We start from the raw sequence: 24,396 nt of genomic DNA on the forward strand, positions 1-24,396 counted from the left end.
TATGTTTGATGAAATATCCCGTTCGATAGACGAGTTCGGAAACAGTTTCCTTGGCGCGCTGAATAACATTCAGAAATCTTTTGGACGGGAACTCAGCGTAGCAAAACCCGTAAAAGAAACGATTTTACAAATGATCGGGAACACTCCGCTCATTCGACTGAATCAAATCGGTTCTCACATTCCGAATGTGGAATTCTATCTCAAAGCGGAGTTCTGCAATCCTACCGGTTCCGTAAAAGATAGAACCGCCTTATCGATGCTCCTTTCTTCCGAAAGAAGAGGAGAATTAAAACCGGGCGGACAAGTCGTTCAACCCGGTTACAACACGACCGCACTGAGTCTCGCGTGGATCAGCACGATCCGTCAGTATAAGTTTCGTTGTTTAGTTGCGGGAGATACGGATCCACAGAAGATCAAAGATCTTCAAACCTTCGGTGCCCATATTGAAATCATTCCGGAAGCAAAGGGAAACTGGGACGACGCACTTTTAAAGAAGGCGAAGGAAATTAAGGAAAAAGAAAAGAACACCGTTATCTTAAACGAATACAAGGATATGGCGAACACAAACGCGCACTATCTTTTTACCGGCCCCGAGATCTGGAGAGATCTTGGCGGAAACGTAGACGCATTCGTGGCGGGAGGCGGTTCCGGTGGAACCCTTTCCGGAGTGGGAAGATTTTTGAAATCGAAAAAGGCTTCTGTTCGAGTGATCATGGGAGTCAGTCAAAAATCCAGATTCATCCGCAAGATGATTCAAAAGGAAACTTCGATCCATCTTCCCGAATCCTTTGACCCGAAGATCGTAGACGAGTACGTCGGAGTTGATCGGGAACAAGCGCTTTTATATCAATCCGATCTCTATCAAAAAGAAGGAATCTTTGCGGGACAGACAACCGGGACCACTCTTGCGAGTGCGATTCGATTTGCGGAAGGACTCCCCACAAGAGACGACCAAAAATCTCAGGTCTACAGAATCGTAGTCCTTTCCCCCGATCGGTTTTGAAGGAACAAAAATTCTCCAGTTCACTCGAAGAGTTAGAGTCAGTAAAAACCGAACTCGAGAGAGAAAAAAAAGAAGAAGATTCTCTTTTTTCCAAGGACTGGCTTTCCCGTCCTCTTCAAGATAGAATCAAACTCGGAATCACGTTATACCCTCTTGTCTACGAAGAGCAAACTCTGGGTCGGGAAGGAAGTTGGCTTCTTACCTTTCATTTTCCGGATCAGGAAGAATATCCCGCAAAATTTCAATCCGGAGCCCCGGTTCAAATCGGAAAGAACGAAGATCGTGTTCGAGCGATTTTAGTTTCTTTGCATAAAGAAAAAATTCGGATTGCGATCGACGAGGTTCCGGAATGGACCGAAGACGGAAAATGTTTTCTGGATCTTCTCCCGGATGAAACTTCCTATAAGGGAATGTTTCACGCGTTATACGCGGTTGTGGATGCAACCAAGGGAACAAGACTGTATGTAAACCGTGAGCTTCTATTGGGATACGGAAAACCGGATTCGATTTCCATTCGAGAATCCGATCGATCTCGTGTTTTAGGAAGAATGAATCCTTCCTTAAACGAATCCCAGAAGAATGCCGTGCTCCATTCCGTTCTTTCCGAGGACGTGGTAGTCATTCACGGACCGCCCGGCACCGGTAAAACAACCACGTTAACCGAAATTGTGAGCCAGCTCGTAGCGGACGAAAAAAGAATTCTGGTATCCGCGCCCACACATTCCGCTTGTGATTTACTCGTTGAATCGATTTCCGCAAAAGGAATTCCCGTTTTGAGGCTCGGACATCCGGCCCGTATCAGCGACGCCGCCCTTCACTCGACTTTGGATTATAAACTCTTTCATCATCCCGACGGAAAATTGTTAAGCGAATACAGAAGGGACGTGATTGAAATATCCCAACAGGCTAAAAAGTATAAAAGAAATTTCGGTGCAAAGGAAAGGGAGGAAAGAAAGAATCTTTTTCAGGAAGTAAAAGAACTTAAAAAAACGATTCGTTCCATGGAAAAAGGACTGATCGACAGTTTGGTTTCTTCCCATAACGTGATCGTTTCCACGCCCGTCGCATCGGCCCGTTCCATATTAGAAGGAAGACAGTTCGACTTTTGCGTGTTAGACGAATCTTCTCAGGCTCTCGAACCCGCTTCTTGGATTCCGATTTTGAAATCGGATCGTGTGATTCTCGCGGGGGATCACAAACAATTGCCCCCTACGTTATTTTCGGATAAAAATTCTCTCGAAGTCACTCTCTTTGAAAAAGCCGCCGAGCGACTCGAATCCTCCGAACGCGTATTTCTTCTGGATACCCAATATAGAATGAAGGACGAGATTGCGGCTTTTCCTTCGAAAGAATTTTACGAAGATCGACTCAAATCGGGACGTCCTCCGGAAGAAAGAGTTTTTGATTTTCCGGAAACATTCCCTTTTTTGAATGCGTTTCAGTGGATCGATACCGCAGGCACGGACAGCGAAGAGGTGAGCGTAGACGACAGCCTTACCAATCCGTTCGAAGCGGATCTTCAGATTCGTCTTTGCGTTTTGCTTAAAGAAAACGGCTGGAAGGAAGAAGAGATTACGATTCTTTCTCCGTATCGGGCTCAGGTTCGATTGCTTTCCGAAAAATTAAAAGAAGCCGAATTTACAAAGATCAACGTTTCCACGATTGATTCGTTTCAAGGCAGGGAAAACCGTTGTATTCTTCTTGGATTTGTGCGTTCCAACGCGGAAGGCAGATCCGGATTTTTAAAAGAATCCAGAAGGATCAACGTAGGCATGACCCGCGCTCGCGATTTACTTCTTTGTATCGGAGACAGTTCGACTCTTTCCGAAGATCCGTTTTTATCCAAGCTCATTCGTTTTGCGGAAGAGAAGGAAGTGTTTCGCACCGCCTGGGAGTTTTAGGGATCTGTGGGAGTTCCCACAAAATTTGAGGTTTTCATTGAAAAGTAGGAAACTCCTACAAGATTTGAAGTCAAATTCAGCTTGCCAATATCAGAATTTTCTGATATGTAAAAATTTCCCGAGTTTTCCCGCCTTTGAAACTCAGCGCCTCGATCTCGATCATAACCAACCCCACAAGTTGAAAGGGATTTTGGAAGAAGAAGGATCAAAAACGCACTTTTCAAGGGGTTAGTGAATAGGCTTTAGAGGTTAGGACTTTACATACATACAATAAAACGCAAGTGTTCCGACAAGAATCGAGCTTTTTACTTGCAAAAAGTATGATTTTCCGATAGAGAAAAATCTCCCGAACCTTTCCGCCTCCTCCCCCGCCCACAAAAATAAGGGTGGGAAGTAAGTTTCACGGAAAATTGTCGGAACTCCTGTGACTCTTTGATATATATTACCATTTCAGAATATTATTAAATACGGAAAAGCCGAGTAAAAATAAGCCCAGACTTGCGGAAACGTGAGAGACGAGAATGTGAAAGGAGGATTGATCTACGCAGACAAACTTGAGGCAGAAATTTGCAAGCGCCAAACTAAAAACAAAAAGGATTGCCGCCGTCAAAACAGGATTACCCGGTTTTCCTTTTTTCAAAATGAAAATTCCAAATCCAGCAAATGGAATACTTGTGAGAAATAGGATGATCCAACATTTTCCGATATGCGTGTGAATTTCGTTGTCCGCTATTAAATCCCAAGCAAATAAACCGACGGAATATAAAATCCAAAAGAAAGCGAGTAACAGAGGGAAACGTGCGGACTTTGTAAAAGATTCCTCCGGAAATCGCAATTGATATAAAATCCAAAACGAATAAAGTCCGATGAGGGAAATCCAAAGAAAGTCTGGGAATAAGGTCGGGATATGAATGAAACGACTTGTAACCGGATATAAGGAGAGGAAATAGAACACGATCACGATCGCAAAAATCAGCGCTAAAATCACGAACCAATTCCAATCGTTTTTTCCAATCGGAGGTTCTTCGGCTATTTTTCGGATCAAAGATTCGGTTGTTTGTTCTTTACGAGGCATCCGTTTAAATATTATCTAAGTGGAAATTTTCCAATTTTAAAGAATGGTTGGACAGTAGTTTCTTCCCAATCTAAATTGGAAGGAATCGGTTTTAGCTTGTTTTCAACGCGTCCCAAATCGAAGGACCGTTTCTTATCGTCTCAAAACTCAAATTTTTTGTATCGTGCTTGCGTTCAATGAGTAGCATCACATAAGGACGGTTTCTTATCTTTTCGAAGGTTCCAAGCAGTTAGTTACATGTCAGCTAAAAAAGAAATCTGGGAAGAATGTTCGGCCTTAATCGCCAAGGCTCGGGAAGGGGATCAAAACTCGTATGAAAAATTCCTCAGATTAGTTACCGGAATTCTCAGATCGTATCTCATCCCCCGGATCAGCAATCAAGAGGACAGGGAAGATTTAATCCAGGAAATTTTAATCGGACTTCACAGGGCCAGGGATTCTTACCGCCAAGATCGTCATCCCGCGCCTTGGATTTTTGCCGTTGCTCGATACAAGACGATCGATTATCTGAGAAAGAAGAAGGTAGGAGATCGGACTTTCAACACGGACAATCTCGATTTTTTCGCGTCACCAGAACCGATCCGCGAAGAAGAACCCGAAAAGGCAAGGGAGATTTTAAAGGAATGGCTGAACATTTTGGACGAACGACAAAAGCAGATTCTCACTCATCTCAAACTAGACGGTATGAGCGTTCGAGAAGTCTCCGAACGAACGGGCCTTTCCGAATCCAATATCAAAGTCATTACACATAGAGCGGTTCAAAAGATTCGAAAGCATTTTTCACTCGATCTCTGACAAAGTAATCGCCAAAATCGTCCAAGGATTAACATGACTTCCCATTCTCCGAGCGGCATCCGAGTAGAATTCTTAGATTCTATCTCTTCGATTTCCAAGGAAGAATGGAATCGTATTTCCGATCCCAAAAGTCCTTTTTTAGAATACGATTTTCTTAGATCCTTGGAAGTTTCCCGTTGTATCGGGCCTTCCACTTCTTGGATTCCCAAATATTGCGCTTTTTGGAAAGAAGGCCGTTTTTCCGCAGTGATTCCTCTTTTTCTGAAATTCGATTCTTACGGAGAATACATCTTTGATTTTGAGTGGGCTCAATTTTTTGCCCAAGTCGGACTTAAATACTATCCCAAAGGACTCGTTGCCGTTCCGTTTACTCCTGCCAACGGAAAAAGAATTCTTTATGATACGAACCTCGGTTTAAAAGAGGTCTGTGCTTATCTCATCCCGGAGCTGCTTCTTTTTTGCGAAAAGGAGGGCTTTCCGGAATTCATTTTTTATTTCTGGAAAAGGAAGAATCCGAAGTCCTATCCGAATACGGATTTGCAACAAGGCTTTCTCACCAGTATCATTGGATCAACGGAGGTTATTCGAACTTTGATGATTATCTCGGAGCTATGAAATCAAAAAAGAGAATGCAGATTAAAAGAGAAAGGGAAATCGTCCGAGGATACGGGCTCGAGATCCGAGTTTTAGAAAGAAATCAAATCACCCAATCGGACATAGACGCGATTTGGGGTTTTTATTCGGATACTCATTCCAGAAAATGGGGTTCCGCGTATTTGAATCGCAAATTTTTTGATTCTTCCTTTGAAAACTTTTTGGATCGAATCGTTCTCGTTCTCGCGTATCGGAACGGAAAGGCGATTGCTGGAACTTTCAATCTACGCAAAGGCGATTTTCTCTACGGAAGATATTGGGGTTGCGAGGAGTTCCATCCGCATCTTCACTTTGAATGTTGTTTTTATCAATTGATCGAATATGCGATTCGGGAAAAGATCAAGGTCTTCGAAGCGGGCGCTCAAGGGGAACATAAATTCTTAAGAGGATTTCCGGCGGTTCCCACGTACAGTTCTCATCTGATTTTTCACGCGCAAGCTAGAAATGCGATTGAACGTTTTCTACGGGAAGAAAGATTGCACATGCGGGAAATGATCCGGGAGACAAACGAACATTCTCCGTTGAAAGAAGTTCAATCGGCGCCCTTTTTTCAAAACGGAACGAATAGGAACGGAACGGTGTCGGATTTAGGGAGTTACGAATCGTGAGCGATATCTTTCGATTTGATACGGAAGAACAAACTCTCGTCAAAGAGAGGGTCAAACTCAAACGTCCTTCCAAATACAGAGTCATCATACTTAACGACGATTTTACTCCGATGGAATTCGTCGTTTGGATTTTACAAGTCGTCTTTCACAGAAGCAGAGCAGAAAGTCAACAGATCATGTTAAAAGCACACATAACGGGGAAAGCGTTATGCGGCGTTTATTCGCACGACGTAGCAAGAACCAAGGTTATACAAGTTCAACAATTGGCGGAACAACACGGATATCCGCTTCACTGTACCATGGAAGTGGAGGAAGGAGAGGAGGAATCATGATTCTCACGGAAGAAATGGAACGCACTTTAAAGATGGCTTGGGAAGAAGCCAAAAAAAGAAGAAATGAATTTATCACTCTCGAACACATTCTTCTTGCTCTGACTTACGATTCCGTTGCAAAGGAAGTGTTGGAAGCCTGCGGAGCGGATCTTGAACTTCTTCGAAAAGATTTGATCGGATATCTGGAAAGGGAACTGGAATCGTTTCCCGAATCTTCCGGTGACGTGGATCCGATTTATACGATCGGAGTGCAACACGTCCTGCAACTCGCCGAGTTCCACGTTCAGTCTACAAGAAACAAAAAAATGGACGGAGGGGACGTTCTGGCAGCGCTTTTCCGGGAAGATCAATCCAACGCCGTGTATTTTTTGGGTTCGCAGGATATTTCCAGACTCGACATCGTTCGTTATATCTCTCACGGAATTCGTAAAGATTCCAAAAATTCCAACAAGGAAATCCTGGGCGAAGACGGCGAAAAAGTATCCGATCCTTTGCAGACGTTCTGCGTGGATTTGACCGCAAGAGCCAAAGAAGGAAAACTCGATCCGATGGTCGGAAGGGAAGACGAACTTGATCGAACCATTCACATTCTCTGTAGAAGAAGAAAGAACAATCCCATCTTTGTAGGCGAGGCAGGAGTCGGAAAAACTTCCATCGTGGAAGGTCTCGCACAAAGAGTTGTGGATGGAAAAGTTCCGGAACCATTAAGAAATTTGAAAGTATATTCTTTGGATATGGGGTTATTGCTCGCGGGCACAAAGTTTCGGGGAGAATTTGAAGAGAGATTGAAAAACGTAGTCACTCGAATCACAGCTCAGGACGATCACGTACTTTTTATCGACGAGATTCATACGATCATCGGTGCGGGTGCGGTTTCGGGCGGCTCTTTGGACGCGTCCAATCTTTTAAAACCCGCGCTTTCCAGCGGGGAACTTCGTTGTATCGGAACTACGACTTACAAGGAGTTCAAATCTATATTCGAAAAAGATCATGCACTTTCCAGAAGATTCCAAAAGGTAGAAGTGGGGGAACCTTCCGTCTCCGAAACGATAGAAATCCTAAAAGGACTTTTGGAAAAATACGAATCCTTTCACAAGGTCAAGTATTCCGCATCCGCGGTGGAACAAGCGGCCGAGTTGTCGGCCCGGTACATTCTGGATCGAAAACTTCCCGATAAGGCGATCGATCTTTTGGACGAGGCAGGAGCTAGAGTCAGACTCAGGGAAGGCGGCAAAAAAACGGTAACCGTCCGAGAGATCGAAGACTTGGTTTCTAAAATCGCAAAGGTTCCGTCGGTGACTGTCAAAGCGGACGATCGAGAAAAACTAAAAAACTTAGCCGAAGAATTGAAGGCCAAGATCTACGGACAAGATTCCGCGATCGATCAATTGGTTCAGTCGATTCGACTTTCCAGAAGCGGACTTTCCGAACCGGGAAGACCCGTCGGCTCTTTTCTTTTTGCGGGACCGACCGGCGTCGGTAAAACGGAACTCACTCGCAAACTCGCGGAAATTCTAGGAGTGGAACTCGTTCGTTTTGATATGAGCGAATATATGGAAAAACATACCGTGTCTCGTTTGATCGGATCTCCTCCTGGTTATGTGGGTTTTGAACAAGGCGGACAACTTACGGATGCGATCTATAGAAATCCTCATTGTGTGCTTTTACTCGACGAGATCGAAAAGGCTCACGAGGATATTTATAATATTCTACTGCAGATCATGGATCATGCGACTCTTACGGACAATAACGGAAGAAAGTCCGACTTTCGCCAGGTGATTCTCGTGATGACTACGAACACGGGAGCCCGCGAACGTTCTACAAATCCGGTGGGATTTGGAAACGATCTTTTAGAAGACCGAAGTCTAAAGGCGATCGAAAAACAGTTTTCTCCCGAATTCAGAAACCGACTAACAGCGGTTATTGAGTTCTCTTCCTTGAATCCGGAAAATGTAACCAAAGTGGTTGCAAAACAGCTTGCCCTCTTACAGGAAAGATTGAATTCTAAACAAATTGAACTGGAGTTTCAGGAAGATGTACTCGTTTACATCGCGGACAAGGCCTACACTCCCGAGTTCGGCGCAAGACCCGTACAAAGATGGATCGATACTCACATCTCGAAACGGATCTCCGAAGAAATTCTTTTCGGCGCGTTGAAATCCGGAGGTAAGGCGAAATTGATTTCCGGCAAAGAGGGAATTGAAATGGAATTCTTTCCCGGAAAAAAATCCTGAAATCCACACCGGAACCCCGATGAAACAAATTACAATTCGTATCGTTCTGATACTTTTACTTTTCTCGTGTAGGGAAAGTTCCCTTACGATCGAAGGAAAAAACGTCTCCACGGATTTACTCGTAACCCCTTCCCATCAAAAAAAACACTCCGATTATTTCGGCGAAAGTAAGAATTTGATGATCGCGTCCGATTCTCCCGAAGCCACTCGGGCGGGGATCGAAGTGGGTTTGTTAGGTGGAAACGTAGTGGACGTCGCGGTCGCAACCTCGTTTGCGATTTCAGTCACAAGACCTCACTCGACCGGACTCGGTGGAGGGGGTTTTCTGGTCCTTTATCTCAAGGAATTTCCGGAGCCGATAGCATTCGATTTTCGAGAAAGAGCGCCTAACGCGTCCTCTCGAACTATGTATCAGAGAAAACCGAAGGAGGATTCGCTGCTCGGATTTAGAGCGGTCGGTGTGCCGGGTAACGTGGCGGGTTTGGTCCAGATCCAAAAACGTTACGGAAAACTTCCCTTAAAAGTCGTAATCGCTCCCGCGATTCTTTTGGCGGAAAAAGGATTTCCCGTATATCCGGATCTGCAATCCGCAATTCAAAAATCTTCCAAAGACATGGACGAGCAAATGAAAACGATCTTCCTTCCGGAAGGAAAGGTTCCGGAGTTGGAGAGTGTTTTGGTCCAAAAGGATTTGGCAAATTCCTTAAAACTCATCTCCGAAACGGGTGAAAAAGAATTTTATCAAGGCAAGATCGGAAACGCGATTGTAGCCGCGATGAAAAAAAACGGGGGTCTGGTCACTTCCCAGGATCTGAACGATTTTAAGGTGATCGAAAAGAAAACCGTTCAGACAAAATACCGCAATTATACGATTTATACGATGCCACCTCCTTCTTCCGGAGTTCATCTTCTTACGATGTTGTCTATGGCGGAAACGAAACCTCTACGAGAAACCTACGAAAAAGATCCGGCCGGATATTATCATTTTATTACGGAAGTGATGAGAAGAGGTTACGCCGATCGTGCGATCTTAGGCGGAGATCCCGCGTTTACAAAAATTCCTTTGAACCGTCTTCTTTCCAAAAAATACGCGGAAGAAAAAATTTCCGATTTTGATCCGAAGATCGCATCGAGCAGTTCTTCGTTCCTTAAAAAGTTAAACTTCGGAGTGGAATCCCCGCAAACGACTCATATTTCCGTGATGGATCGGGAAGGAAACTCTGTGTCTACGACTCAGTCCATCAACTTTCGATTTGGCGCTTCGGTTATGGCTCCCGGAACCGGAATCGTGTTAAACGATACGATGGATGATTTTAGCAGGGCTCCCGGAGAACCGAACGTGTACGGTTTGATCGGTGCCGAAGCGAATTCCATTCTCCCCAAAAAAACGCCGCTTAGCAGTATGTCTCCTACGATCGTATTCAAAGGAAAGGAACCTTTTTTAGTTACGGGTGCGCCGGGCGGTTCTTACATCGTTAACGCGGTCCTGCAATCGCTCATCTACAATTTGGATTTGAATCTTACATTGTATGAATCCGTCGCAAGAGGAAGAGTTCATCATCAATTTTTTCCGGACGCGGTATTTATTGAAAAGTCAGTGAACGAAAGAAACGTGTTCGACGGTCTTTCGGCAAGAAAACACGATATACGAATTGCTCCGAACTTTGCGAAACTATTTTCGGTCAAAAGAGAGAACGGAACGCTCTACGGTGCGTCCGATCCACGTGGAGAAGGAGCCACAGGCGGACTTTGAAAACGGAAGAACTGTCCAAGACCCAAGAAGTTTCTCTCGAAATTCTGTTAAGACACGCCGTTAAAGCCAAACACGGTTTGGAAAAAGAAAGTATGAGAGTGAATCCGAACGGGACCCTCGCGGGAACCCCGCATCCCGCGCATTTGGGTTCGAGTTTGACCAATCATTCCATCAAGACGGATTTTGCGGAACCTCAACTCGAATACGCGACTCATCCCCGTCCCAAGATCGAGGCAAACATTCGAGAATTACAAGATTTGCATATATTTACGATCCGCAAATTGGACAACGAACTCATCTGGCCTTTCAGTATGCCTCCGATTCTACCCGAAAACGAAAACGAAATTCCTCTCGGACAATACGGGACTTCTCATTCGGGCAGGTGGAAAACGATTTATCGTCACGGGTTGGGGCTTCGTTACGGAAGAAGGATGCAAACGATTTCCGGAGTTCACTATAACTTTTCTTTCTCGAAAATTTTCCTTCGTCAATTTTTAGGAAAAGAAGTTTCGAACTTCACGAAGGAGGAAATCTCGTCTCTTTATCTGCACGTGATTCGAAATTTTATGAGAAGGGTTCATTATTTAACGTATCTCACCGGATCTTCCGCCGTTTTTGATTCCACTTTTTTGCCGAATCCGGGAAATCTCAAATTCGAAAAACATAAGGATTTTACGTTATACTCTCCTTATGCCACTTCGCTCAGGATGAGCGAGATCGGATATACGAGTAAGGTTCAGGATACATTAGGAATTCATTATAATTCTCTGGAAGAATACGCCGACCGTATGTGTTACGCGGTGCATACCCCGTATCCTAGTTATGTTTCTTTTTCTCAAAATGCGGACGCGCAACTCAATCCGAATTATCTTCAGATCGAAAACGAATTTTATTCCCCGATTCGTCCGAAACAGGTTCCTAAGGGAGACGAACGACCGTTAGACGCTCTTCTTCAAAGGGGAATCGAATACATAGAAATTCGTTCCTTGGATATCGATCCTTATTCTCCGGTGGGAGTTTGCAGGCTCAATCTCGCGTTCACTCAGTTGATTCTTCTGGATTCTTTGCTGAGTCCTTCTCCTTCCGTTTCAGAGGAAGAAAATCGGATATTAAAGGAAAATTTGAACTCGGTAATTTGGGAAGGAAGAAATCCCGAACTTAAAATTCAAACGAACGGATCTGCGAAAAATTTTCAGACTAACGGCGCTGAATATTCCGAATCGCTCAGGCACTACGCGAAAATTTTGGATCTTCATACCGGAAGGCGCACTTATCAGGAAGCGATCGACTTTCAAATCAAAAAATGGAAGAATCCGGATAAAACTCCTTCCGGAAAATTACTTGCAGAAATTCTAAAACGTAATATCGAGTTTAGAGACAAGGGGATGGAACTCGCACGGGAAAATCGACGCGCTCTTTCTTATCTGGAATATTCTCCCGGAACTTTGGCGAAGATGGAAAAAGAGGCTGCTCGTTCCTTCCAAGAAAAGGAACAACTGGAAAAGGAAGAAATTCAAACCCAATATCCCACCGTTAAGTTATGCAATCATTGAAATTAAAACCGGGAGAATTTCTTTCCCCGGAAGTGTTCGCTTTGGAAGGATTTGAAGATCTGGAAATTTCCACTCAAATCGTAATCCGAGACGCTCTCAATCGGGGACTGGAAGTGGAAGTTTTGGATCGTAAGAACCATTTTCTGAGACTTAAAAATTCCGTTGGTTTCGTTCAATACGTAAAGGAAGCTTCCAAAACCGCATTGGATTCCTATATGTCCTTCCTCGTGATGGAAAACAAAACGATTTCGAAAATTATAATGTACGAATCCGGCTTGGAAGTTCCGGCGGGAGACAGTTTCGGAGATCCTCAGTCCGCCCTTGTTTTTTGGCAAAAAAATTCCGATCGAAAAATGGTAGTAAAACCGGTGACGACCAACTTCGGAATCGGGATTACGATTTTGGCCCCCCGTGCGTCCGAAGAAGACGCAAAAAAGGCGATTAAAATCGCTTTCAATCATTCCGAATCCGTGATTGTGGAAGAATTTGCCGAAGGAAACGAGTATCGTTTTCTCGTAATCGGCGAGGAAACGGTGGCGGTTTGCAATCGGATTCCGGCTAACGTGACCGGAGACGGGGTTCATACGGTGGAAGACCTTGTCGCTTTAAAAAACGAGGATAAAAGAAGGGGAGTCGGACACGTAACACCCTTGGAGAAAATTCAGTTAGGCGACACCGAACTCGACGTTTTACAACAATCCGGTTTTACGAAAGATTCGATTCCGCCCAAGGGTCAAAAAGTTTTTTTAAGAAAGAATTCCAACATCAGCACCGGCGGTGATTCGATGGACGTCACCGATCTCGCCCATCCTTATTATAAGGGGCTTGCGGTGAAAGCGGCGGCGGCGGTAGGAGCGAAAATTTGCGGCGTGGATATTATCTTAAAGGATTTGGAAAACAAAGGGGATTATCGAATTTTAGAGTTAAACTTCAACCCCGTTTTGTACATTCACGATTATCCGTATGAAGGTAAAAACAGGGATGTCGGAAATAAAATTTTAGACTTACTCGGTTTTTAAGAAACCTTTTTTAGGCTCACGTATTTTACGATGTCTCTCGATTCGTACATTCTTATATCCCCGTCGACTAAAAACGGAACCTGGCTTTTGAGACCGAGTCGAATCACTTCCTCCCTGCCGACGGTACCCCGACTGGCTTCCACGAGTTCGTAGTCCTTTCCTAAAATCAAACCCATATTCTCAAACTCATCTCGAACATAGGCGCAGTAAGGACAGGATTGAAAGTGATACAACTGCATCATGCGCTCAGGATCCCCGCTTTTTTCTGGAGATCTCCGGACTTTGCCATTTCCACGACGATATCGTGACCTCCTATGAATTCTCCGTTGATGTAAAGTTGCGGAATGGTAGGCCAGTTCGCGTAGTCCTTGATCCCTTGGCGCATAGTTTCGTCCGAAAGAACGTTAAAGGAGCCGAAGGAAATTCCTAAACTTCGGAGCACGTTAGACACACCGGCAGAAAAGCCGCACATCGGAGCTTCCGGCGTTCCTTTCATAAAAAGAAAGACCTTGTTCGCTCCCACAAGCTCGTCTATCTTTTGTTTTACTGTTTCGTTCATTCTTGTATCCTCGTTTCCAGTGCAAGCGCGTGCACTTCTTGTTTTAGTTCTTCTTTTAGAGTTTCATAGACCATTCTATGCTGTTCCAAAACGGTCTTACCTTCGAATCCTTTATAAATCACGACTGCCTTGATATGCACTCCGTCCCGATAAGGATCTAAGATCGTTACTTTCGAATCGGGAAGGCCGGATTCTATCTTATTTTTAATTTCATCGATTGTCATCGTTTTTTCTTTAGACTTAAATTTCGGGGGTCCTCTTCAGGAGATCTTAGTTTTAGAATTTTGAATCCCGTTTTTGTTACAATCCCAAATTGGAAAGTCCATCTCCAAACCTTCTTTTTACTCGCTGACTTTTCATTTTGATCTCTTTGGGAAATCCTCTTCCCTCGTTTCCAGGGTAATTGCGTGTAATCCCCGATCGATCCATGGCTTGAGAAGCGAATACACCATTCTATGTTGTTCCACTTTGGATTTTCCTAAAAAATTGGAAGAAACCAATATGATTTTGATATGAGTTCCTTCCGGTTTACTTTCCGGGTTTCCGGAGTGACCCGAGTGCTCGGCGCTAAAGTCTTCCACTTCCAAACGGGAAGGACTCAAGGAAGAATTTAATAAGGAACGAATTTCTTCTTGTACACTCATAGAATTCTAAAATCAGTGTCGAATTCCGATTCCTTTTTTTAATAAATATACGGAAAGTATATAGAGCGACAACGTCGCGATTGCAATCATAGAAAGCGCAAACCAAGGTTCGATATCGCTTACGCCTAAAAATCCGTAACGAAACGCGTTTACCATATACAAAATCGGATTGAGTTTGGAAACGTTCTGCCAAAACGGAGGAAGCATCTGTATCGAATAAAACACGCCGCCTAAATAGGTCAAAGGAGTTAAGATAAAAGTCGGGATGATCGTCACGTCGTCGAACTTTCTCGCGTAGAGCGCGTTTAAAAATCCTCCGAGAGAAAAGAGGAGTGAACTTAAAAACACGGTGGCGACGAGCATCGGAAAATGATAGACTTCCAACTCCGTGAAAAAAAGAGAAATCGCAATCACGAGAACTCCCACCGACATTCCTCGAATCACTCCGCCGATCGTGTAACCTAACACGATCAAAGACGGGGGAGTGGGAGAAACCAAAAGTTCTTCTATGTTCTTTTGAAACTTCGCTCCGAAAAAGGAGGAAACAACGTTGTTATACGAATTGATGATAACCGACATCATCACGAGACCGGGAACGATAAATTGGATATACGTGTGATTTCCGATGTTTCCGATCTGCGAACCGACGAGTTTTCCGAAAATGATGAAGTAAAGGGTAATCGTGATTCCGGGAGGAATGATCGTTTGAACCCAGATACGTAGAATCCGAATCGTCTCTTTGATGACTATGGTCTTGAATGCATTGTATTTTTCGATGATGTTCATAGTTTTTTCTCCACCAATTTGAGAAAAAGTTCTTCCAAACGGTTGGATTTGTTTCTCATGCTGCTGATTTGGATCCCGCCCTGATCCAGAATCCTGAATAAATCGTTGAGAGAAGCTTCTCCGTAGATGGAGGCTTCGAGAGTCGAGTTATCGGTCTGTTTGATTTCGATTCCCGGAGCGGATGGATACGAGTTCAGAGGACCCGTAAAATCCAAGATAAAAGTTTCGTGATCCAGCTTTTGAAGAAGATCCTTCATGGAAGTATTTTCCACGATTTTTCCTTCGTCAATGATCGCGATGTTTCTACAAAGACTTTCGGCTTCTTCCAAATAGTGGGTCGTAAGAATGACGGTGATTCCGGATGCGTTCAGTTTTTGAAGAAATTCCCAGAGGGATCTTCTCATCTCAATGTCCACACCTGCGGTCGGCTCGTCCAAGATCAGGATTTTCGGATTGTGAACGAGGGCTCTTGCGATCATCAATCTTCGTTTCATTCCACCGGAAAGTCTTCCCGCCGTTTCTTTGCGTTTTTCGTAGAGGCCGAGTTGTTGCAGATAACCGAGGGCGTTTTCGGTCGCGATCTTACGATTCATTCCGTAATAACCGCCCTGATTGACTACGATCTGATCGACTCTTTCAAAGATATTGAAATTGAATTCCTGAGGAACGACTCCGATATAGGATTTCGCTTTCGCAAGATCCGTATCGATATCCGCATCTAAAATCTGAACCTTTCCCGATGTTTTGTTCACGAGCGAGCTTAAGATCCCGATCGTCGTGGATTTTCCTGCGCCATTCGGACCTAAGAGCGCAAAAAAATCTCCGTTCTCCACATTCAGGCTGATCCCTTTGAGAGCCGTAACTCCGCCGCTGTACGTTTTGACTAAATTCTCAATTTGCAGTGCAAATTTCATAATTTTCGAATATTCCTATTATTCATTTGTTTGTAAAAGTTCGTTCGCTTTTCTGGCCGCGTTTCTCGCAATTTCGGGTAACGCAGGGTGTATATAAATCATTCTTAAAAGATCGTCCAGGTTTCCGTCCATCGTCATGAGAAGGATAAAAAGATGAATCACGTTGGAAGCTTCGTCTCCGATCGCGTGCGCTCCCAGTATCTTTCTCGATTTTTTATCCACGAGAATCTTTATAAATCCGGAATCGGACAACCGAGCCATTCCGGTCGCACTGGCGCTGTACGGATTTTTAGCCGCGATATAATCCACACCTTCTCGGATTAGTTGTTCCTCCGTTTTTCCCACTTTGGCTACCTGAGGATGTGTAAAAACCGCGTGGGGAACCGGCGGATAATCGATCGGTGTTCTTTTTCGCTCCCTGTATAAAGTGCGGAATAAAAATTCTCCCTCGAAGTTTACGGCGTGTCTGTAAAAGTGTTTTCCGGTAATGTCGCCTAACGCATAAACGCCGGGTGCGGAAGTTTCCATATATTCGTTTACTATTATGTATCCGTGGTTATCGGTTTTGATTTTCGTATTGGATAAATTCAAGAGATCCGTGTTAGGTCGGATTCCGGTCGCGACCAAGAGCGCCTCGGAGGTAAGCCGGATCGGTTTTCCGTCCGTCAAAACGTCGATATAAAACATGTTTTCTTTATATTCCACTTTTTGAACGTTGCTGCAAAGAAAAACCTTGTGTTCTTTCGTAAAAACCCGTTCGAATTCGTCTACGATTTCCCCGTCCTCGTCTTTTAGCATTCTGTTTCGAACAAGAAAGGTCACCGCGCTTCCGAACGCGGAATAGGCGAAACCCAATTCCAACGCAATAAAACCTCCGCCGATTACGATCAAGGATTTCGGAAGATCGGTTCTTCGAAGAGCTTCTCGGCTGGTCATATAAGGCGTTCCGACAAGTCCCGGAATATTAGGAATCTTCGGTCTTGCGCCGGATGCGATAAAAATTTTTTCCGCGGTCAGTTGTTCTCCGTTTACGACGATCACTTTATCGGAAACAAAACTGGCGGTTCCTGGAAGGTAGGTGACGTTCGGATTTTTTTCATAGGCGGGAAGGATGGACGCGGATTCTTCGTCCACCGTGTTGGAAATTCTTTCTATGAGAGTTTTAAAGTCCACCGTCGGTTTATCGGGAAATGAAATTTGAAACTTTTTCGAATTTTTAACAAGGGAAAGGATCTCGGCCGGATAGATCAACATTTTGGAAGGAATACATCCGCGATTGAGACAGGTTCCACCCGGATTTTCCATTTCGATCACCGCAACCTTATAACCGATTTTGGAGGGAGGAGTCACGAGTTTGGTGCCTCCACCCGTACCGATTACGATGATGTCATATTCTTTCACAAAAAAGAACCGCCTTGGTTACAGATTCTAAGTCGGGGTCTTAGAGGGCAAACGATTTCCGGGACGATTACCAACGATCTCGTAAAGAACGAAGAGAAATAAAAAGGCCGGTCGGATCCTGATCGAAGTGAGGTTGGGGAGAAATCTTTTTCGAAACGTTTCTCAAAAGTTCGGGAGAAGGTTTATCGCACTGAAGAAACGTATTGATTTTTTTTTCTATTCCGAGATGGGTCGTGAGAAATTCCACATTCTTAGGCAAACGGGAATATTCTTCCAAAGTACGGATCGCATCCGCATTGGACGGATCGAGAGAAAGGGTGAATTTTAAATTCGTTTCGAGATAATCATGACCGGGATAAAGAAGAATTTCTTCTTCGAGAGGATAAAATTGTTCCAGAATCGTTTTGGCAAGAACTTCCGGATCACCGCCTCGATGACAATTTCCCACACCCGCGTTGAAAAGGGTATCACCCGTAAAGATCGCCTTCGGTTTTTGATCTTCCATTAGAAGAATACAAACATGACAGAAAGTATGACCGGGTGTATCAAGGATTTCTAAATATTCCCGGAAGGAAGAAAGAATCCGATCTCCTTTTTGGACGGGATGGGTCGCGTACGGAATTTTTCCGATTCCTCGGGGATGAGAATAAACTCTACAACCGTATCTTTGAACAAGCCTAACGTTACCCGATGTGTGATCCGAATGTTCGTGTGTGTTTAATACGAAATCGAGCTTCCATCCCTTAAGGTCTAAGAATTTTTCGATTTGCTCTCCATCATACGGATCGATGGAAAGAGTTTCGAAGGTTTCTGTGTTTCTGAGAATGTAGGTAAAGTTTCGAAGAGGACTGTTCGTGTAGATCCGAAAGACTTCCAGAAAAACGACCTAACGGATGATATCCAGGTGTTTGTCGAGATTTGCGATTTTCAAAATTGTCATCACGTCTCGGCTGATATTCTTGAGTTTGAGGGAACCGTTGCGTTCCGTCACGTATTTTTGGGAGTTGAAAATGGCTCCGATTCCGGAAGAATCCAGGTATGCGTCTCCCGAAAAATCGAGGATGATCTCCGTAAAACCTTCGCCGTGTTTTTTGATAATGAGTTCCTTGAGGGCAAATGCGTTTTTAAGACTGATGCTCCCTTGAATTCTGATCGTACACGTCGTACCCTCTGTTAGAATCTCTGTGTTGAAGTTTTCCACGTTTGTTTTGCTCTGAATCCGTTATGAATCCTATTCGAACGATATACTTGGTAAACAAAATTTTTACTAAACCAAGTGTCCTATCGGAAATTTTTCATAAATAAAAAAGAATTCGCTGGAAATCCTGATCGAATCGATAATCTTAGACAACATTTTCCTGAAAAATCCTCCTCTGATCGGAACAGTTTTTTAAATTATGCGCATAAAATTTTGGGGTGTACGCGGTTCGATTTCCTCTTCCGTTCGCGGAGAATCGATTCGAAACAAGGTGCAGAAAATTCTCGGACTCGCGACTCCCGCGGATATACAAAGTCCGGACGCGATCGATACCTTTCTAGATTCACTTTCTCTTTCCAGTTGGAGTACTTACGGAGGTAATACGACTTGTATCGAAATCCGTGATAAGAAAGACAATTTGGTCATCATAGACGGTGGTACCGGTATCAGAGAATTGGGAAATTCCATTTTACACGAAGGATTTTTGGAAGGAAAGGGAAAGGCGAAGTGGATTTTCACGCACACACATTGGGATCATATTCAAGGAGTTCCTTTTTTTGTTCCTCTGTATTCTCCGGGGAACGTATTCGAGTTTTTAAGTTCCGTAGACAACTTGGAAGAACGGCTTAAGTATCAGCATAGTTTCACGCACTTTCCGGTTCCTTATGAGGGATTTAGAGCCACCAAGAATTTTAAATTCATTCCGGAAGGAAAAGCGTTTCCCGTAACCGATTCCATTTCCGCGATTTCCAAGTCGGTTCGTCATCCCGGCGGTAGTTTTTCCTATCGTTTCGAGGAGGAAGGGAAGTCGCTCATCTTCGCTTCGGATGCGGAGTTTAATCTGGATGAGATGGAAAATATTCAGGATTATCTGAACTACTTCCGAGGCGCGGACATACTCGTTTTTGACACTCAATATACGTTCGAAGAATCCCTTCAAAAAATTGACTGGGGTCATAGTTCCGCCTCTATGGCGACGGATATCGCCTTACGCGCAAACGTGAAAAAACTCGTGATGTTTCATCACGATCCTTCCTATGACGACGAAAAGTTGGACGCGGTTTTCTTAAGAGCGTTAAAATACAAAGAGATGTTCGATCCTCACAATCAGCTTCAGATCGTCATGGCCTACGAAGGTTTGGAACTGGAAGTATAACTTGCAGTTTTTCTAATATTAAAAATCTTTTCATCTTTCATTCTAAACTTTTGGGAGAATCTTTCATGAGTGATTATATCATCGGAATCGACGCGGGAACCACCGGGATTCGAATCTTTTGTTTTAACAAATCCGGAAACGTGATTTCCAGCGCTTACTCGGAGTTCAAACAACACTATCCGAAATCGGGTTGGGTAGAACACGACGCGGAAGAGATCTGGGTGAAAACGGAAAAACTCATCGTAAAAGCGATTCGTAACGGAAAGTTGCATCCTTCCAAAGCGGTTGCGATCGGAATTACAAATCAAAGAGAAACGACCGTATTGTTTGACAAGGATACGGGCAAACCGGTTTACAACGCGATCGTATGGCAATGTAGAAGAACCTCCGAAATTTGTATGGATCTCAAATCGAAAGGTTTGGAACCGCTTTTTCGTAAAAAGACGGGACTTGTTTTGGACGCCTACTTCAGCGGAACAAAAATTCAATGGATTCTGGAAAACGTAAAAGGTGTGAGAACAAGGGCCGAAAAGGGAAAGGTACTTTTTGGAACCGTCGATACGTATCTGCTCTATCGATTGACCAACGGAAAATCGCATAAGACCGATCATACGAATGCGAGCAGAACTTTAATCTATAATATCGAAAAAAAAGAATGGGATAAGGAATTGACTCAAATTTTGGGAATTCCGGAATCCATTCTTCCCGAAACGCATAACTCGAGTTCCCTTTTTGGAAGAACGGAGAAGGTCAAAGGGCTGCCGGACGGAATCCCGATTTCTTCTCTCATAGGAGATCAACAAGGCGCTTTGTTCGGTCAACTTTGTACGGAACCGGGGGAAGCTAAGAACACTTATGGAACCGGATGTTTTCTTCTGTTTAACACAGGAAATAATTTTCAGATTTCAAAGAACAATCTGCTTACCACGCTTGGATGCGGACCGGAAGGAAAAACGGTCTATTGTCTGGAAGGTTCCGTTTTTATCGGAGGGGCGGTCGTTCAATTTTTAAGAGATAATCTGAAGTTCTTCAAAGAATCCAAGGTTTCCGAAAAACTCGCTTCTTCCGTAAAAAAAGAGGACGAGGTCGTCTTTGTTCCCGCATTTGCAGGGTTAGGCGCTCCGTATTGGGATATGAACGCAAGGGGGGCGATCTTAGGTTTGACGAGGGATACGACAGCCGAACAAATTACAAGAGCCGCTTTGAAATCGATCGCGCTTCAATCCTACGAGCTTGTGGAAGCGATGGAGAACGATACCGGTTCCAAGTTAAAGGTTTTGAAGGTGGACGGAGGGGCTACCGAAAACTCCTGGTTGATGCAATATCAATCGGATATATTAGGAAAACGTGTAATTCGTCCTTCAAACGTGGACACGACCGTCTTGGGTGCCGCGTTTTTGGCCGGACTGGAAAGGGGATTTTTTCCATCCGTCGCGGATCTAAAAAAGAAACTCAAGGCAAACAAGGAGTTTTCTCCCCAAATGAAAACGGCGCAAAGGGAAAGGGAAATTCGGATCTGGAAGGATTCCGTTCGAAGAATCCGAACCGATCAATAATCAAATCCTAATAAACAAAATTCGAATGTCTTTCTTTCCGAGGTGATTCCGGCTCCGCAAAGGATTCGGAATTCAGGAAAGAAAGGGATTTCGAGAATTCTTTCCGGCGGAATTTTTAAAAAGAATTGTTCGTCTCTTTCCCGTTTGGAAACGAGGGTATCCATTCGGACAATTTCCACCCATTCTAAAATCCTAAAAAGAATCGTTTTTTCAGTAACGGCGTAGAGTTCGATTGCTCCTACGCCGGAAATTTGAAAATTAAATTTTGAAGTTCCGGGAAGGTTTTGAAATTGCGCTTCTATTTTTTGATTCGGATCGGTTTTGGAATCGTTCATACCTTCTTGATAAATCGGGAATATGCCACTTTCATAATATATATTCCTTGAAAAATTTTTGAAAATTTCCTTTTCGATCGTTTCCTCAAGAGATTCTCCCGTTTCCGGTTTTTTGGGAGGAGAATCCAGGATGGATTTGAGTTTATTCTTGGATATATTCCTTTCGATCATCGATTTTACTGGGGGAGAAAGTCGGTGATAGGAGAATCGAACGATCCTTTCATCCATCGCAATTAGAATTCTACCCAGAAAAGGACCGTGTATGAGAGGTAGAATTTCGATTTGAAAAATTTGATCTCTTAAGAATACCGCGAACTCGGGTTCGTGACTGAATAGGTTGGATACGACTGTTTGCTCCTCCGAAGGAGTTCCCGCAAAAAGAATTTTGATCAAACGAAAAAGATAAGATTTTTGTCGGGCGTCGAAGTAGAGGGATTCTATCTTTTTTGTAACTTCCGATTCGGACAACTCGGGATTTACGATGTCTTTCAAGGACAAATAACGCGTCGAAATCATCTTATTTCTTCTTTGTCGATACAAATTGAAACTTCCGGTTCTTACGGTGCCTAAGGAAGTAAGATCGGATTCTCCTCTGAAAATTCGAAAAGGAATCGACCCGATCGGAGAATACGGATTTTGCAGGATCGGATATTTCGTACCGTTTACGATTTCAAAGGATCCTTCCGGAAAACGTTCGCTCTTGGAAAAGATTTTTCCTTCTTCAAAACTCAAGTAAGCTCCGGAGCGGATGGATTGGGATGAAAACGAAATTCGGTTCCATTCCAAGGAATATAAAAATCGAGGGACGAGCGCGGGAGATGCGAATAAAAAAGGTAGTTCTTCGATTTCTCCGGACTGAAAATCGTAAAAAGGGTCCGCTTTTGATTGGAACCGAACGACCGAGTCTGAGTTTGCCAGTATAAAAAAGTAGTTTAAACCTTCCTGTAAAGGCATCGTATTCGTTCTCGCTTAATAAAATCTTCTTCCCAAAATCTCGTCTGTATTTTGGCAAAAAATTATTTTTGATCTAAGATTTTTAAAGCGACTGGCGCACCGCCTCCGGAATCGGAGCGGAAAGTCCAGGAGACGAATAATCCCTTTTGGTAAGTTTGGACACGAGCGCTTTTTTGAAATCGCCGAAATTATATTCAATTTTTAGAATGCGAATTTCATCCTCCAATCCGAACGGAATGAATTCTATAATTTCATCCTCGGTCATTCCGGTCATTAAGGTAACATCGTGAAGAATTCTTCCCAATTTACGAACGTCCCTTTCGTCCAGCGGGATCAGATTCAGAATTTTTATTTCAAGTTCGTTCAGTTCTAACATATTACTTTTTGCGAATCATGAGGATGGTCATGTCGTCTTGAATTCTTCCGCCCGTATGTTTTAGAATTTCGATAAAAAGATTGTCGGCGATCTTCCCAAGATCGTCTTTGGGAACTTCTTCCAAAAAACGAAACAGACTTTCTCCGAAATATAAGTTTCCGTTATTTTTCTGTTCGTAGAGTCCGTCTGTAAAGCAAAATACGATGTCCCCGGATTCCAGTTGAAAACCGTTCCGGCCCTGGACGTTTTTTAAACCTGCATTCATAGTGGTGGATATGAATTTTCCGTCGGTTTCCATGATTCGGTTTTGCCCGGTTCTTTTTTTATAAACCACAAAACTAGGATGAAGACCCGAGTGTTCCAAATTTCCTTCTTTGTCGGCCTTGATCAAAAGGAAGGTCGCATACAAACTCGGATTGATTGTTGGATTTTGTTCCGTTCTTTTGAGGAGATCTTCGTTGATCCGCTCGATAACCTCGTAAGGATTTGAATCGTGTTTTATGAGTAAGGACATCCTCTGAAGGATCATCATGCTGAAAATTCCGGCTAGATAACCGTGTCCGACGGAATCCCCGATTCCGATCCAATAGTTTCCTTGCGAATCGGTCAAAAAATTATAGAAGTCTCCTCCGATCGGATTGTAGGTAAGGGTTCTTCCGTAGACTTCGTAGTTCTCGTCGTCGATAGGAAGGGGAAAAAGATAACTCTGCATCCTGTCGTCGCCCTTGCGGTAACGTTTCATCATTTTTCCGCGGGCTTCCTCTTCCGGCAGAATTTTTTTGGTCAGAAATAATATAAAAGAAACATAATTTACTAAATAAACAAAACCGATCGCAGTCAGATAAAGGACGATTCTTTCTTTTGCGGAAAACGAGGACGTTTGCAGAAAGCCGATCACGATGGTCAAACTGAGTAGGTTGACGCAGGATAAAAGCCACCCGACTCTTTGAAAGTAGCTTTTGATATATTCCAATAAATTCATGGTTTGTAAAAATAGGCGTGAAATTGAAATTCTTTCTTTAAAAAGTTTTTCCGCGCTATTTGAAAATACCGGTCTTCCGAATAAGGTTCGTTTACCCCGTCCAAAAGTCCGTATGTTTTTTCCTTATATCCCGACTCATACAATAATGGGACGAGAGTTTTTGTGGAAGAATCGTAGTGATACAACAATTTATGATGAAACGGACGATACTCGATTTGAAACGCTTCCCCGTTTCCTTGAAAGAGGGTTTCTCCTTTCTGATTGGTTTCGAGTAAGACCCAATTTCCGGCTACCGAATATTTTCCTTTTCCGCTTACGATATGCGTCGTATATTCGTTTACATCCTTCACTTCCCGCCTCATGGATTTTTCGAAACTACGGTTTTCCGGATTTAGAAAAATTTTTTCTTGAACCGTATTTTTGTAAAAGAGCGTGTTCCGATGCGATCTTTCCGGTCGGTTTCGGACATACATCCCGCCCGGAATTTTTTCCGGATCCGTTTCCAATACGGAATTTGGAGGCAGCTTTCGAATCCATTCGGGAGAACAGCTGAAAAAAAGAAAACAAACGAGGATAAGAGATTTTAGACCTGAAAGAGAAGAGAATTT

Annotated in this window: 24 protein-coding genes and 1 pseudogene; 11 read left to right on the plus strand and 14 right to left on the minus strand. The window is 43.6% G+C overall.

Annotated features, from left to right (window positions below; genetic code table 11):
- Position 1: 1 nt before the first annotated feature.
- Together LEP1GSC194_RS06495 and LEP1GSC194_RS06500 are read left to right on the plus strand one after the other, a co-directional pair.
- Positions 2-1,003, plus strand: a complete 1,002-nt coding sequence (locus LEP1GSC194_RS06495; RefSeq protein ID WP_020772922.1) for a PLP-dependent cysteine synthase family protein — start codon at positions 2-4, stop codon at positions 1,001-1,003.
- Complete coding sequence (locus LEP1GSC194_RS06500; RefSeq protein WP_020772886.1) at positions 1,000-2,904, plus strand: AAA domain-containing protein; 1,905 nt, start codon at positions 1,000-1,002, stop codon at positions 2,902-2,904. Before LEP1GSC194_RS06495 ends, LEP1GSC194_RS06500 begins: the two co-directional genes overlap by 4 nt.
- Positions 2,905-3,346: 442 nt before the next feature.
- Here LEP1GSC194_RS06500 and LEP1GSC194_RS06505 read toward each other — a convergent pair whose 3' ends face one another.
- Positions 3,347-3,979: an NrsF family protein gene (locus LEP1GSC194_RS06505; protein ID WP_020772820.1), complete on the minus strand. Its 633-nt coding sequence runs from the start codon at positions 3,977-3,979 to the stop codon at positions 3,347-3,349.
- Between the two features lie 237 nt (positions 3,980-4,216).
- On the opposite strand from LEP1GSC194_RS06505, the gene LEP1GSC194_RS06510 reads away from it, so the two are divergent.
- The 7 genes and pseudogenes from LEP1GSC194_RS06510 (at position 4,217) to gshAB (ending at position 12,927) form a co-directional block, all read left to right on the plus strand.
- Positions 4,217-4,774, plus strand: a complete 558-nt coding sequence (locus LEP1GSC194_RS06510) for a sigma-70 family RNA polymerase sigma factor (RefSeq protein ID WP_020772755.1) — start codon at positions 4,217-4,219, stop codon at positions 4,772-4,774.
- Between the two features lie 33 nt (positions 4,775-4,807).
- Positions 4,808-6,036 (plus strand): annotated as a pseudogene (locus tag LEP1GSC194_RS06515) (GNAT family N-acetyltransferase).
- Positions 6,033-6,368: an ATP-dependent Clp protease adapter ClpS gene (gene clpS, locus LEP1GSC194_RS06520; RefSeq protein ID WP_003003296.1), complete on the plus strand. Its 336-nt coding sequence runs from the start codon at positions 6,033-6,035 to the stop codon at positions 6,366-6,368. The pseudogene LEP1GSC194_RS06515 and the gene clpS overlap by 4 nt, the downstream one beginning before the upstream one ends.
- Entirely contained in the window at positions 6,365-8,602 is a 2,238-nt protein-coding gene (gene clpA / locus LEP1GSC194_RS06525) for an ATP-dependent Clp protease ATP-binding subunit ClpA (protein ID WP_020772930.1), read from the plus strand. The genes clpS and clpA overlap by 4 nt, the downstream gene beginning before the upstream one ends.
- A gap of 19 nt (positions 8,603-8,621) precedes the next feature.
- On the plus strand, positions 8,622-10,355 hold the full coding sequence (ggt, locus tag LEP1GSC194_RS06530; protein ID WP_020772789.1) for a gamma-glutamyltransferase: 1,734 nt from the start codon (positions 8,622-8,624) through the stop codon (positions 10,353-10,355).
- Entirely contained in the window at positions 10,352-11,908 is a 1,557-nt protein-coding gene (gene gshA, locus LEP1GSC194_RS06535) for a glutamate--cysteine ligase (protein ID WP_020772916.1), read from the plus strand. The genes ggt and gshA overlap by 4 nt, the downstream gene beginning before the upstream one ends.
- Positions 11,896-12,927, plus strand: a complete 1,032-nt coding sequence (gshAB, locus tag LEP1GSC194_RS06540) for a bifunctional glutamate--cysteine ligase GshA/glutathione synthetase GshB (RefSeq protein WP_020772758.1) — start codon at positions 11,896-11,898, stop codon at positions 12,925-12,927. The genes gshA and gshAB overlap by 13 nt, the downstream gene beginning before the upstream one ends.
- Here the strand turns inward: gshAB and LEP1GSC194_RS06545 are convergent.
- The 9 genes from LEP1GSC194_RS06545 to LEP1GSC194_RS06585 all read right to left on the minus strand — a co-directional run bounded on the left by LEP1GSC194_RS06545 (position 12,924) and on the right by LEP1GSC194_RS06585 (position 18,432).
- Positions 12,924-13,166 carry a glutathione S-transferase N-terminal domain-containing protein gene (locus tag LEP1GSC194_RS06545; RefSeq protein ID WP_036041601.1) on the minus strand — a complete coding sequence of 81 codons (243 nt, stop codon included), beginning with the start codon at positions 13,164-13,166 and terminating at the stop codon, positions 12,924-12,926. The two genes, gshAB and LEP1GSC194_RS06545, sit on opposite strands and share 4 nt — an antisense overlap.
- Positions 13,166-13,486: a Grx4 family monothiol glutaredoxin gene (gene grxD / locus LEP1GSC194_RS06550; RefSeq protein WP_020772782.1), complete on the minus strand. Its 321-nt coding sequence runs from the start codon at positions 13,484-13,486 to the stop codon at positions 13,166-13,168. Before grxD ends, LEP1GSC194_RS06545 begins: the two co-directional genes overlap by 1 nt.
- Positions 13,483-13,710, minus strand: coding sequence for a BolA/IbaG family iron-sulfur metabolism protein (locus LEP1GSC194_RS06555; protein ID WP_017808976.1), 228 nt, complete (start codon positions 13,708-13,710; stop codon positions 13,483-13,485). The genes grxD and LEP1GSC194_RS06555 overlap by 4 nt, the downstream gene beginning before the upstream one ends.
- A 132-nt stretch (positions 13,711-13,842) precedes the next feature.
- Positions 13,843-14,130 (minus strand): BolA family protein, encoded by a 288-nt coding sequence (locus LEP1GSC194_RS06560; RefSeq protein ID WP_017808977.1) that lies wholly within the window; start codon positions 14,128-14,130, stop codon positions 13,843-13,845.
- Between the two features lie 12 nt (positions 14,131-14,142).
- Positions 14,143-14,916, minus strand: a complete 774-nt coding sequence (locus LEP1GSC194_RS06565; RefSeq protein ID WP_020772917.1) for an ABC transporter permease — start codon at positions 14,914-14,916, stop codon at positions 14,143-14,145.
- Positions 14,913-15,830: an ABC transporter ATP-binding protein gene (locus LEP1GSC194_RS06570; protein ID WP_017808979.1), complete on the minus strand. Its 918-nt coding sequence runs from the start codon at positions 15,828-15,830 to the stop codon at positions 14,913-14,915. The genes LEP1GSC194_RS06565 and LEP1GSC194_RS06570 overlap by 4 nt, the downstream gene beginning before the upstream one ends.
- A gap of 18 nt (positions 15,831-15,848) precedes the next feature.
- The gene (locus LEP1GSC194_RS06575) at positions 15,849-17,231 is read right to left on the minus strand and encodes a dihydrolipoyl dehydrogenase (protein WP_020772830.1); all 1,383 of its coding nucleotides are present in this window, start codon (positions 17,229-17,231) and stop codon (positions 15,849-15,851) included.
- 67 nt (positions 17,232-17,298) lie between these two features.
- A complete protein-coding gene (locus tag LEP1GSC194_RS21160) occupies positions 17,299-18,108 on the minus strand; it encodes a hydroxyacylglutathione hydrolase family protein (protein WP_332306699.1) in 810 nt (269 codons plus the stop codon).
- A gap of 9 nt (positions 18,109-18,117) precedes the next feature.
- Positions 18,118-18,432 (minus strand): STAS domain-containing protein, encoded by a 315-nt coding sequence (locus LEP1GSC194_RS06585; protein WP_020772776.1) that lies wholly within the window; start codon positions 18,430-18,432, stop codon positions 18,118-18,120.
- Positions 18,433-18,628: 196 nt separating this feature from the next.
- Between LEP1GSC194_RS06585 and LEP1GSC194_RS06590 the strand changes: the two genes are divergently transcribed.
- Both LEP1GSC194_RS06590 and glpK read left to right on the plus strand, forming a co-directional pair.
- A complete protein-coding gene (locus tag LEP1GSC194_RS06590; protein ID WP_020772843.1) occupies positions 18,629-19,585 on the plus strand; it encodes an MBL fold metallo-hydrolase in 957 nt (318 codons plus the stop codon).
- A gap of 65 nt (positions 19,586-19,650) precedes the next feature.
- Positions 19,651-21,141 (plus strand): glycerol kinase GlpK, encoded by a 1,491-nt coding sequence (glpK, locus tag LEP1GSC194_RS06595; protein WP_020772753.1) that lies wholly within the window; start codon positions 19,651-19,653, stop codon positions 21,139-21,141.
- Here the strand turns inward: glpK and LEP1GSC194_RS06600 are convergent.
- The 4 genes from LEP1GSC194_RS06600 to LEP1GSC194_RS06615 form a co-directional block, all read right to left on the minus strand.
- On the minus strand, positions 21,135-22,430 hold the full coding sequence (locus LEP1GSC194_RS06600; RefSeq protein WP_020772778.1) for a hypothetical protein: 1,296 nt from the start codon (positions 22,428-22,430) through the stop codon (positions 21,135-21,137). The genes glpK and LEP1GSC194_RS06600 overlap by 7 nt on opposite strands.
- An 82-nt stretch (positions 22,431-22,512) precedes the next feature.
- Positions 22,513-22,806, minus strand: coding sequence for a hypothetical protein (locus LEP1GSC194_RS06605; protein ID WP_017807709.1), 294 nt, complete (start codon positions 22,804-22,806; stop codon positions 22,513-22,515).
- Position 22,807: 1 nt separating this feature from the next.
- Positions 22,808-23,788, minus strand: a complete 981-nt coding sequence (locus LEP1GSC194_RS06610) for a PP2C family protein-serine/threonine phosphatase (RefSeq protein ID WP_020772810.1) — start codon at positions 23,786-23,788, stop codon at positions 22,808-22,810.
- Positions 23,785-24,363 (minus strand): hypothetical protein, encoded by a 579-nt coding sequence (locus tag LEP1GSC194_RS06615; RefSeq protein ID WP_086005163.1) that lies wholly within the window; start codon positions 24,361-24,363, stop codon positions 23,785-23,787. Before LEP1GSC194_RS06615 ends, LEP1GSC194_RS06610 begins: the two co-directional genes overlap by 4 nt.
- Positions 24,364-24,396 lie beyond the last annotated feature (33 nt).

This window comes from Leptospira alstonii serovar Sichuan str. 79601 (genome assembly GCF_000347175.1).
Taxonomy (GTDB): domain Bacteria; phylum Spirochaetota; class Leptospiria; order Leptospirales; family Leptospiraceae; genus Leptospira; species Leptospira alstonii.